This is a genomic window from Yersinia sp. Marseille-Q5920 (genome assembly GCF_946902935.1).
Classification (GTDB): Bacteria; Pseudomonadota; Gammaproteobacteria; order Enterobacterales; family Enterobacteriaceae; genus Yersinia; species Yersinia rochesterensis.
Genome location: NZ_CAMPQA010000016.1, coordinates 20199 through 31780, shown reverse-complemented (window position 1 = coordinate 31780; position 11582 = coordinate 20199). Strand labels below are relative to the sequence as shown.

The following is an 11582-nucleotide window of genomic DNA, read 5'->3' as shown; positions in this document are numbered from 1 at the left end:
CATGCCTTTATTAGTTGGACTAATAAATAGAATGGAAAACTACAATGATCTGGCCACTTTCGTCATGGTCGCCAAAGAGCGTAGCTTCACCCGGGCAGCAGCGAAGCTGGGTGTCTCTCAGTCAGCACTGAGTCAGACTATCAGGGGGCTTGAAGAGAAACTGGGTTTGCGGTTACTCACTCGCACAACGCGCAGCGTTTCTCCCACAGAAGTTGGAGAACAAATTCTTAATCTGCTTTCGCCGCGACTTGCGGAAATTGAAACCGAAATCGCGCGGCTAAAAGCACAGAAAGAACGCCCGGCAGGCACTCTTCGCATAACGGCGGGGGAACACCCAGCGGTGTATATCGTTCAGCCTGCACTGTCAGCATTTCTGGCGGAATACCCGGATATTCGTATCGAACTGATGGTCGATTACGGGCTGTCAGATATTGTGTCGGAACGTTATGACGCCGGTATCCGGCTCGGAGAGCAGATAGCCAAGGATATGATCGCGGTACGCATCAGCCCGGATATTCGGATGGTTGTTGTCGGCTCACCGGATTACTTTTCTACACATTCAGTGCCGCAGCATCCTCAGGAACTAACTCACCATAATTGTATTAGTATTCGCTTACCGACCTATGGTGGCATCTTCCCCTGGGAGTTTGAAAAAGAGGGAAGGGAAATTAAAGTTCGGGTGGATGGGCAGTTAGTTTTTAATAATATCGCCTTACGACTCAATGCCGCACTGTGCGGTATCGGTCTTGCCTACATACCTGAGGATATTGTTAGCGAGCATATTGCAGCCGGGCGGTTAATCACCGTTCTGCAAGATTGGTGTCCGTTTATTTCGGGTTACCACCTTTACTATCCTAATCGGCAGCATACTTCCCCAGCGTTTACGTTGTTGTTGAATGCGCTCCGCTATAAGCAATAGTGGAGTCACCAACGACTCCACGACTTATTGATTATTGAAGGTTTTTATCTTTCAGGAATTTTGAGACCAGATCGGCGATTTCAACGTTATTCAAATCAGAGAAGGGGAAATGGGTATTTCCTTTAATGCCGATTTCCGGCAGATGGATAACCGTCACGTCTCCGCCATGTTTATTCACTACATCCCGCCATTGACGCGCAACAGCCAACCGGGCGCGCCAGCTATCCTGTGCAGGCAAGACCGTCGGTTTATCCGGGATATTGTCGCCGTAGATAATCAGCACAGGGATTTTAGTCAGTGCCATAAACTGGTTCAGAGGCACCGACTCCCCCGTTAGGGTATCAAAGGCGTTCTTGGTTGGCGGCGGGACTTCGTCTTGTGGAAAGACAAAGCTGCTGCCAGGTTCAAACGCGACTATCCCTTTTACGTTGGCGTTCTTCATCGCGGTAAACCAGCCGGGGCCACCACCCTGAGAGTGGGTAAACAAAATGGCCGGGCCGGATTTATCCACGACGGCTGACATGGCATCTGAAATCACGTTGATATCAAAGGGGCCGGTGTTGGGGGTCATCTGGCGGTAATACTGGTTTAATGTTTCTTTATCATGGGCAAATTGAACGCCATCGAAGAAATCGGGCAAGACACCCAGACGGAACTGATTAAACCATAGTTGCTCATCGGCAAGCGGTTTGACAGTCCCCTCCACCATACTGCGCCCGGCGTTACCCCGACGTGGTTGATCAACCAGATAGGTCGAGAAACCACGACGCAGGAAGATGTTCTGAAAACCCTCGCGGCCGTCCGGTGTGCTTTCCCATGTCCGGGCGGACTGTCCGGCACCGTGCAGCATCACAATGGGATATTTGTGTGGGTTCTCTGGGATCTGATAAAACACAGCGGCGTGATCGCCATGATAGGTCTGGCCTGCCGGATCCAGCGGTTTTTTCGCATCAAACTGCCCTGGTGTCGTAACGACAGCACCACCTGCGGCAAAACTTCCCTGAGACTGAATAACCAAAGGGTCTGTGGGGGCAGCAAAGGCAGATTGAGAAACCAATCCGCCCACCAACATACAGGCGGTGAGTGTTTTCAGTAAGGCTTTCAATATATTTTCCTCATGTCATCGCGGATAATTGAATCATAGAGAGATTTTCACAAATGACTATGCTGCTAAAATGAATGAGTTAATAAGCAGGGCTAATTAATGGATGGGTTTTTTGCATCTGATATCAATAATATTTTTGAGCTCAGTGTATTTCACTCGTCTGCCGTTCATGAATATCTCAGTGCAGTTCTGTTTCAGAGAAAATGCAAAAACTGTATTTCATTATCGTGGGTACTGGTCGTCCGTGACTTTTTCCATCCACGTCACGGTTTTATCGTCCTGTGATTCTGAAACAGCAATATGCACCATCGGCTCTGTTGCGGATGCGCCATGCCAGTGTTTGACATCTGGCGGGATCCAGACCACATCGCTGGTTTTGATTGGCAGGGCCGAATTTTCCCATTCCTGTAAAAGACATGACGACTTACCATAAAGCCCACCCAGAGTTATTACACAGTGAGCTATTAAGTGGTTTATTGGTTCGGATAAGTTTTAGCTTAGACGGGTGATGTGGCTCAGTATCTCAATTTGCCATAAAACATATTGTCTACTAAGCAAAAATTTATTCATCTATTTATTTTCCCCTATATTAATTTTTAATATTAAGGGAAATCAAATGTTCAATGTTTTTGAATTGACTAAAAAATACTAGACATGTCAGCCTTGCTATTTACATTGGTGTTATTGCGGGTATTTTTTCAGCTTTAGTCAAATCTGGTTTTGAAACAATACTGCCATTAAGAACCGCTAAAACCATACCGCCATCCGTAGTATTACTATGAAAAATAGGGGGTAAATATTGACCCGATGACTTACCATTGGATGGATTACACGCTTAATTGGGGTGGTAATGGTGTTCATATTATCTTTCAATAGTCATCGCTATTATATACTGCGTAATTGCAGAATATCTTCCCAAAGTAAAAATGTTACACGAGATCGTTTTTGGTATCGGTGTTTCTGTATTTGCACATGGTTTAGTCGTTCCTTTACTCGGATTATCTGGATGGTTATGGGTTGCAGGCCCAGAAGCATTGATTTCTGAATTTTTTGGCACTGTATTCTGGATTTTGTCAATTGAAGCCATTAGACAAAATCTACGTTATACCTTAACCAAAGGGCCTGATGCTGAACGCTGTTAGCGAAATAAGATATGTGTTATCTGGAGTTTAGTTTCTTCGAAAACAGACGTTTAATATAGTATTAATGACTAAATCTCCCTCATTTGAAAGGCTCTACTGAAGTATTAAAAGACAGATTCACTGCAAGTGTAATAGCGGCGTTATGTAAACAAAATCATGTGAACAAATAGCTGATATTACACTTGGTCGCAGCGATAGGTAATGAGCTATTTAACCGGTCTTATTGAAGACTGACGAATGACCAACTCCCCCTCCACTCTCATTTTCAATGATAACAGAGACTGCTGTTGTGTAATTTTCAGCAAGGTGTGCAATGCCAGTTCCCCCATTTCGCCATAGGGTAAATCTACTGAGCTTAATTCAGGGGTGAGTTCTGAAGCGATACTTTGGTTATCATAGCCAACTACCGCTATATCATCAGGAATATGTAACCCTTGTGACAAAATCGCCTGATAACATCCCAAGGCGATATAGTCACTGCTACAGAAAATGGCTTCTGGCCGAGGAGTCAGTGCCAGTAACACCAATGTTTTATTATAAGCTTCTTTTAATGACCAGTTGGTGACTTGGATATAGCGTTCGTCAGGGCAAATATCATGGTTTATTAAGGCTTGTCGATAACCGTAAATACGATCATTGGTCGCATCCATCCACAACTCACCCGCCAAGATAGCAATCCGTTTATATCCTTGATCTAATAAATGACTGGTGGCTTTATAAGCACCAATCTTATCTGCGGGTAATATACAAGGGACATCGGGCAGCTCAGGACTATAACCATTCAACATTACCATTGGAATAGATAAATTGTGGAACATCGGTGCCAGTTGATTAGTCATACAGGATGCATAAATCACCCCCTGATAACCTCCTCCACTGATTTCCTCTTCCAAAGCGATACAATGTTCGGGTTCATTTTCCTGATCAAAAATAGCCAATAGTTTGTTATGTTGCCAAGCCGCCTGCTGAACCGCACTCACGGCTTCAATAAAGGGGTCGTGATTGATTAAACCATTAATTATTAATGCTATTTTTTCTCTCACTACCGGTCGATCTACTGCTTTATGGACATAACCCATTTCCTGGGCAATACGCAGCACTTTCTCTCTAGTGTCGTCGGCTAATTTGATACTGTAGGAACCATTCAACACCAATGAAACCGTCGATTGAGAGACTCCCGCCTTAGCCGCAATGTGACTCATGGTAACTTTAGTTTTTTTACTCATATTTTACTCATACTGGCTATGTTTCATCTCTTTTTATACTAACAGATTTTAGTCAACAGGATTAGGCATCAGCTTTCCGCTAAGTTCACCTCTCATGTATTTACTCCATTTATCAGAATTCCCACCTATCTAACTTTGTTAAAAAAACAACTGATTGATATTAAACAACTTATGTTTGTCTGTGAAAATAATTTCGTGAATCAGCTCACTCTTAAAGCATTAGCTCATTGTTATTATTCAATTAGCTAATATATTAGCTAATGAGCTAATAATTTATCGAGCGAGAATAAAAATGAATAAATGGTCTGAAGAAAAGTCATGGGAATGGCATAAAAAACAGGGCTGGTTGTGTGGCTTTAACTACCTACCACGTACCGCAGTTAACTGGACCGAAATGTGGCAACGAGATACTTTCGATCCTGCAAACATTGCCCAAGAACTACAATGGGCCGCTGACGCGGGATATAACACGCTACGCACCAATTTACCTTTTGTGGTCTGGCAGCTAGACCGTGATGGATTAATAGCTCGCATTGAACAATTTCTCGATATTTGTCAAGGTGCTGGCATCAAAGTGATGTTGACCCTAATGGATGATTGCGGATTTTCTGGTGATCATCCTTATATTGGGCAACAGAAGCAACCGACTCCCGGTTTGCATAATAGCCAAGCCGCTGCCAGCCCTGGTCGTAATATCGTAATGCAACCTTACTTATGGGGGCATGTAGAGCTTTACATCAAAGATATTATTGGTCATTTCGCTCAAGACGAACGGATCGCTATTTGGGATCTTTACAACGAACCCACTAACCGCATGATTTTCACCTTAACAGGTGAAGAAGCCTTTGACTCTGCACTGGAAGAATACAGCCACCAGCTAATGGAAAAAGCATTTACTTGGGCGCGGGAAATTAACCCATCACAACCATTAACTGTAGCTGCCTGGCATATTGCCAATATTCTAGATCTCGATGCCCCGATTTATGAGCATCCGACAGATCGCCGGGCACTGGAATTGTCCGACATTATTTCTTTCCATGCCTATGTGCCGCTAGATTTGATGAAAAAATCGATCGGAATCCTGAAGGAATATGAACGCCCGATGCTGTGTACTGAATGGTTGGCACGTCACGCAGAATCGAAAGTACAAGACCAATTACCTTTGTTTAAGGCTGAAGGAATTGGTTGTTATCAATGGGGTTTAGTTAAAGGGAAAACGCAAACTTATATTCCGTGGCCTGAAATAAAACGCAGAGATAATAACTATAGTGAACGCTGGTTCCATGATGTCTTAAATGAAGAAGGCATTGCTTATGACCCAGCAGAAATAGAAATAATCAAAATGCTAACAAAATAAGAATAGACTATTCCGTTATGGCTTCTAAAACCTATATATTGCCACAGCGGAACTTAGAAAGTTCACCTGTACCCCACATAATATAAAGGCTAAGAATGAACATAAATCATTCAGGTGCAAAAATCCCAATGAAAGAACTTGCTTCTTATTTTGGGTATGGAATGGGCCAGTGCTTCAGTTTTGGGCTGGTAGGCAGTTTTATTCTCTTTTTCTACACTGATATTATGGGAATCTCACCAGTAGCAGCAAGTATGATTTTCTTAATCGCCAGGGTATGGGATGCAGTACATGACCCATTGATTGCTGGTGTGATGGATACCATTAATATGCGGCGTGGAAAATTCCGTCCATACTTGATGTTTACACCTTTTTTGATTTTCATCGTCACCGTGGCTGCATTTTATAATATCGAAGCCAGCCTGATGACGAAAACAATATATGCCGGTGTCACCTATATCTTATGGGGAACATTATATGCCCTCTCTGATATTCCATTCTGGTCAATGAGCACAGTAATGACGGATGAGCCGCAAGAACGTGCCAAAACAGCAACTTGTGCAATGCTCGGTGTTAATGCCGGTATTGGTGCCACAATGGTTTTATTCCCTTATATCAGTGGACTGTTTGCAGAGAACAGTGCTGACCGCGGCTACCTTGCTGGTGTTGTCATCCTCATGACATTGGGGGTGATACTGATGTTAAATGGATTCTTTAATACCAAAGAGCGCGTCAAAGTCACAGTAGTTGAAAAAATCACCTTAAAGCAGACCTTTATTGTCGTTTGGCAAAATAAGCCGCTATTTTTTATACTTAGCGCCTTTTTCATGAACGTTTTTTCTAACATCGTTAACACATTTTATATTTTCTTCTTCACCTATAATATGAAAGATGCTGAATTAGTTTCTGTTATAGGTTTAATTACTTTTGCCTGTGCGCTAGCTTGCCTTGGCACTCCATTCTTAACCCGTCACTTTAAAAAGAGAGATTTATTCATTGCTCTGTGTGTGTTGGAGATAATAGCTCGCATCGGTTTCTGGTTTACCGGTTATCACAATGTGGTCTATGTAATGGTCTGGTTAGCCGTGATTACAGCAATTTTCATGATGACCAACCCGCTTATTTCCGCAATGATTGCTGATACGGTGGAATATTCTTATTACCATACCGGTAAGCGTTGTGCTGCTATCACTTTCTCTGGGCAGACTTTTGTCGGTAAACTCTCAGTTGCTGTTGCTGGCGGGCTTTCTGGCCTGATTTTATCAGTATTGGGCTATATACCCAATGTGGCTCAGTCGGAATGGACATTAAATGGCCTGTTTTTCTGTATTTCTCTGCTACCTGCTTTAGGCGCAGTAATACGCATTCTGATTATGAGAAAATATAAATTTACCGAAGATGAACATGCCATCCTGCGTGAAGAACTGAAACAAGGGAAATTCCACCCTTCCGTCGGTAAATAGATAATGTAATGAGCTTGGTAAAGTAAACAAGGCCGGTTCGTTAGATATACGAAGAAAACTACAGTGTTTATGGTGTACGCAAGGTCTGGCAGCAGTAAGCCGAAACACCACAGCGCCGGGCAATAGCTTCGAATGTTTGAGTGGCATCGGGTAAAGCCTTTGTCGAACGCTTGACCTCACTGGGGTCGGAGCCATCGGCAATTAATTTGCGTGCGGCGTCGCGTTTAGCCCGCGACTCTGAAAGTGAGAGGGCGGGGTAGACCCCTAATGCTAGGGTATTTTCTTTGCCGAGATAGCGATAACGTAGCCACCAGTATTTTTGGCCCATTGGGATGAACTAGCAAATGCATGCCAGCGCTGTCAGTCAGTTTGTAAGGTTTATCTTCGGTCGCACTTTCACATCGGTGAGTGCCATGGATAGCCTCTGGAATAGACTTTGTGGATATAATCATTATCTAACTGGACTGCACCCGCATTTATGTCTATAGGTGTAACTTGATCTAGGTAGAATCAGATTGAATTCAGTTGATATGGAGTAGGGGGACGACAGCAGTAACAGCAGGATTTAAAATGCAAAACGGACGTCAGTAGACGTCCGTTTATGGAATAGTGGTGCCCGGACTCGGAATCGAACCAAGGACACGGGGATTTTCAATCCCCTGCTCTACCGACTGAGCTATCCGGGCAACGGGGCGCATTAAACCGTATTGGCACCAAATCGTCAATGAGTTTCTCATATAAAGGCGATCGGTTGCTCTCTTTTCATGCAAAAGGTGGCTAATAAATGTTGGTGTGATATTTTTTCATCGTGATAGGCGGTTTTATCTGATTGATTTATAGATTTTTTATTTTCCAGTTTATTAGATAACAATGGCTTAGATATTCACTAAATATGAATTTTTATTGAACTTCAAGGATTGAATCGCTCCCATAAACATGTAATTATTGCGCGAATTTAGCGTTACTATTCATTCCTCTAGTCCATATAATTTTGAGAATTTAAGCAGGGGGGCGGTTATGGCAGTTTTACACTATCCAATGCATATTAAGCGCCTCATGTGCCACTTCCTCCGTTTCACTTCGGTTAAGTCTTTTACCTTTTTCATGCGGTAAGGCTATGTGTTGCTCACTGTTAGACATTATTAAAAATAGAGCTAATCCTCTGATTTTACTGATGTCTATTGGTCGATGCTGAGACCAGTTCACTCACTATTCTGGCTTTTATTTCTGCTGGGAAAAATGCGTTTAAAGATATCAATTTGCCGGTAATTCATATGATTCATCAATATGATGCCATCTATATGCCAAAGTGGCAGACTCATACCTGACCGTTTGAGAGTAAGTGACATGACACAGTTAAAAATAGCAACAAGTGCTCGTTTGGCTTCTTATGTAGAAAGTCAGCGGGGAGTGGTATACCTCAATCAGACCGATTTCACAGATGTTGCCGCCGTGGTGATGTCGGTGGAAGATGCGAGTGCCGGTATATTGTCGAAGCTCAATGATTTGGGTTTTGCTATTCCTACTTTTATTGCTGTTACGGCAGAACAGACGGTTTCTACGGATTATTTGCCCCTTATTAAGGGTGTCATCACACTCGGTGAGGCAAATAAAGCATTTTACAATGCTCAGGTTGAGGCTGCTGCCAGCGAATATCAAAAAAATCTGTTACCACCTTTTTTCTCAACATTAAAGAAATATGTCGAGATGAAAAATTCAACCTTTGCTTGCCCTGGGCACCAAGGTGGTGAGTTTTTCCGTAAACATCCTGCTGGCCGTCAGTTTTTTGAATTCTATGGTGAGACGATTTTCCGGTCAGATATGTGTAACGCCGATGTCAAATTGGGTGACTTGCTTATCCATGAAGGTGCGGCAAAAGATGCACAAAAATATGCAGCTAAGGTCTTTAATGCAGATAAAACCTATTTTGTACTGAATGGGACTTCATCGGCCAACAAAGTGGTTACTAATGCTTTATTGACCCGTGGTGATTTAGTGTTATTTGATAGAAATAACCATAAATCTAACCATCATGGCGCACTGATTCAAGCGGGGGCGACGCCAGTCTATTTAGAAACTGCTCGTAATTCATTTGGATTTATTGGTGGCATCGATGCGCACTGTTTCGATGAGCGTTATTTACGTCAGCAACTCGCTGAAGTGGCTCCTGAACATGTGAATGATACACGGCCATTCAGATTGGCAATCATTCAGTTAGGCACTTATGATGGCACTGTGTATAACGCTCGTCAGGTGGTTGATAGTATTGGTCATTTATGTGATTACATTTTGTTTGATTCTGCGTGGGTCGGTTATGAGCAATTTATTCCGATGATGAAGGATTTCTCGCCACTATTGCTAGAATTAAATGAAAATGACCCTGGGATTATTGTGACTCAGTCAGTGCATAAGCAGCAGGCTGGTTTCTCTCAGACTTCTCAAGTGCATAAAAAAGATAACCATATAAAAGGGCAAAAACGCCACTGTAACCATAAGCGTTTTAACAATGCGTTTATGCTGCATGCATCAACCAGCCCGTTTTACCCTTTATTCGCCGCGTTAGATGTGAATGCCAAAATACATTCCGGCGACAGTGGCCGCCGCATGTGGATGGATTGTGTAAAGCTCGGTATTGAGGCCCGTAAATTATTATTAGAGCGCTGCTCAATGTTACGGCCATTCATTCCACCCACTGTAGGGGGTAAGAATTGGCAGGATTACGATACAGATATTATTGCTAATGATGCTCGCTTCTTTAATTTTGTGCCTAATGAGCGTTGGCATGGATTTGAAGGTTATAATCAAGATCAATACCTAGTTGATCCTTGCAAATTATTGCTAACAACACCAGGTATTGATGCTAACAGCGGGCAATATACCCAATTTGGTGTGCCAGCAGCGATACTGGCAACTTTCCTTCGTGAAAATGGTATTGTGCCGGAAAAATGCGATCTGAATTCGATCCTATTCCTGCTGACACCGGCTGAAAACCCGGCAAAAATGGCTCATCTGGTTGATATGTTAGCCCAATTTGAGCGCTATATTGAGCAAGATGCGCTGTTGTGCGATGTATTACCGACGATATATCGTAAGAATGAAGAGCGCTATCGTGGCTATACTTTGCGCCAGTTATGCCAGGAAATGCATAACTTATATGTCAGTCATGATGTTAAACAGTTGCAAAAGGATATGTTCCGTAAAGCCAGTTTCCCACCTGTCGTGATGAACCCGCAGGATGCCAATATTCAGTTTATCCGCGATAATATTGAACTGATTCCTATTGCTGAAGCGGAAGGGCGAATTGCGGCTGAAGGGGCTTTGCCTTATCCACCAGGCGTGTTGTGTGTTGTGCCGGGTGAAATATGGGGTGGGGCGGTGCAGCGTTATTTCCTGGCGCTGGAAGAGGGCATCAATTTATTGCCGGGCTTCTCCCCGGAATTGCAGGGCGTTTATATCGAAAAAGGTGATGTAGAATGGCGGCGTATTTTTGGTTATGTCATTACTCAGTAATCTGAGGACAGATAGACAGCCAATGGGAATATTGGCTGTCACTTTATCCCACTTTGGATAGTCAGTAACCGAAATAGCGTACCAACAAAACAGTACCGGAAATCAGCAATAAGATATTTATTATTCTAATCAGTTGTTCGCGGCTGATCCCTAAGCTGATTTTATTGGCAATTGCTAATCCGACCAACATCCCCGGCACCAATAGCAATACCATCCATAATATCGACAAATCCATATAGACTCCGGCCAGAGCAAATAAAATTACTCGGGTTAAGGTGCTTAGGCCGATAAGTGTTGTCTGTGTAATCCGTAAATTATCTTTGTTGGTTATCCGCCCTGATAAATAAATAGCATATATAAACCCACCGCTACCAAATAATGCACTGAAAATACCGCCAATTATGCCAAAAGGAATAGCGGCAGCGGATTTGAATTGCCCTTGCGGTTTACGCCGACTGAGGGCGTAAATTGCATATAAAATAACAAATATGCCTAATGCTAATAGCAAAATATCGGGGCGGGTTCGCAGCAATATTGTCGCGCCTATTAGGCTCCCAAGAATCATCAATGGGACCAAGCGCTTAAGCTCTGCAATGTCTGCATGGCGGCTATGACGTGCTACGTTGGTGATTGCAGCAACCATATCAACAATAGCTAGCAATGGGACAATTTTTGCTACAGGGATAAATAGTGCTAAAACCGGACTGGCAATTAACGCGGAACCAAAGCCAGTAATACCAAAAATAATGTAGGCAATGACCATAGTGGAGAAGATTACCACCATTTCGAAAACGGTAAGTCCAACGTCCATTTGTTCAATCTGCCAGCTGTGGTTAAGAGAGTAATGATCAATACTATAAACA

Annotated in this window: 8 protein-coding genes, 1 tRNA gene and 2 pseudogenes; 5 read left to right on the top strand and 6 right to left on the bottom strand. The window is 43.1% G+C overall.

Annotated elements, in window-relative coordinates; genetic code table 11:
* Nucleotides 1–31: 31 nt before the first annotated feature.
* Nucleotides 32–919 (top strand): LysR family transcriptional regulator, encoded by an 888-nt coding sequence (locus OVO64_RS18475; RefSeq protein ID WP_038630800.1) that lies wholly within the window; start codon nucleotides 32–34, stop codon nucleotides 917–919.
* Between the two features lie 31 nt (nucleotides 920–950).
* Here OVO64_RS18475 and OVO64_RS18470 read toward each other — a convergent pair whose 3' ends face one another.
* A complete protein-coding gene (locus OVO64_RS18470) occupies nucleotides 951–2024 on the bottom strand; it encodes an alpha/beta hydrolase (protein ID WP_145509688.1) in 1074 nt (357 codons plus the stop codon).
* 222 nt (nucleotides 2025–2246) lie between these two features.
* Nucleotides 2247–2435: pseudogene (locus OVO64_RS18465) on the bottom strand (cupin domain-containing protein); the annotation flags it as partial.
* Nucleotides 2436–2896: 461 nt separating this feature from the next.
* Here OVO64_RS18465 and OVO64_RS18460 point away from each other — a divergent pair.
* Complete coding sequence (locus tag OVO64_RS18460; RefSeq protein ID WP_315850464.1) at nucleotides 2897–3166, top strand: DUF1440 domain-containing protein; 270 nt, start codon at nucleotides 2897–2899, stop codon at nucleotides 3164–3166.
* A gap of 206 nt (nucleotides 3167–3372) precedes the next feature.
* Here OVO64_RS18460 and OVO64_RS18455 read toward each other — a convergent pair whose 3' ends face one another.
* A complete protein-coding gene (locus tag OVO64_RS18455; protein WP_038630804.1) occupies nucleotides 3373–4392 on the bottom strand; it encodes a LacI family DNA-binding transcriptional regulator in 1020 nt (339 codons plus the stop codon).
* 292 nt (nucleotides 4393–4684) lie between these two features.
* Here OVO64_RS18455 and OVO64_RS18450 point away from each other — a divergent pair, with 292 nt between their 5' ends.
* Both OVO64_RS18450 and OVO64_RS18445 read left to right on the top strand, forming a co-directional pair.
* On the top strand, nucleotides 4685–5749 hold the full coding sequence (locus tag OVO64_RS18450; protein WP_038630806.1) for a cellulase family glycosylhydrolase: 1065 nt from the start codon (nucleotides 4685–4687) through the stop codon (nucleotides 5747–5749).
* Nucleotides 5750–5844: 95 nt separating this feature from the next.
* Nucleotides 5845–7209, top strand: a complete 1365-nt coding sequence (locus tag OVO64_RS18445) for an MFS transporter (protein ID WP_042562471.1) — start codon at nucleotides 5845–5847, stop codon at nucleotides 7207–7209.
* Nucleotides 7210–7321: 112 nt separating this feature from the next.
* Here OVO64_RS18445 and OVO64_RS18440 read toward each other — a convergent pair.
* Both OVO64_RS18440 and OVO64_RS18435 read right to left on the bottom strand, forming a co-directional pair.
* Nucleotides 7322–7624 (bottom strand): annotated as a pseudogene (locus tag OVO64_RS18440) (Arm DNA-binding domain-containing protein); the annotation flags it as partial.
* A 195-nt stretch (nucleotides 7625–7819) separates the two neighbouring features.
* Nucleotides 7820–7895, bottom strand: a tRNA-Phe gene (locus OVO64_RS18435).
* 661 nt (nucleotides 7896–8556) lie between these two features.
* On the opposite strand from OVO64_RS18435, the gene speF reads away from it, so the two are divergent.
* Complete coding sequence (gene speF / locus OVO64_RS18430; RefSeq protein ID WP_038630974.1) at nucleotides 8557–10719, top strand: ornithine decarboxylase SpeF; 2163 nt, start codon at nucleotides 8557–8559, stop codon at nucleotides 10717–10719.
* 61 nt (nucleotides 10720–10780) lie between these two features.
* Here the strand turns inward: speF and OVO64_RS18425 are convergent, their stop codons facing one another.
* On the bottom strand, nucleotides 10781–11530 hold the full coding sequence (locus OVO64_RS18425; RefSeq protein ID WP_038630976.1) for a sulfite exporter TauE/SafE family protein: 750 nt from the start codon (nucleotides 11528–11530) through the stop codon (nucleotides 10781–10783).
* Between the last annotated feature and the right edge of the window lie 52 nt (nucleotides 11531–11582).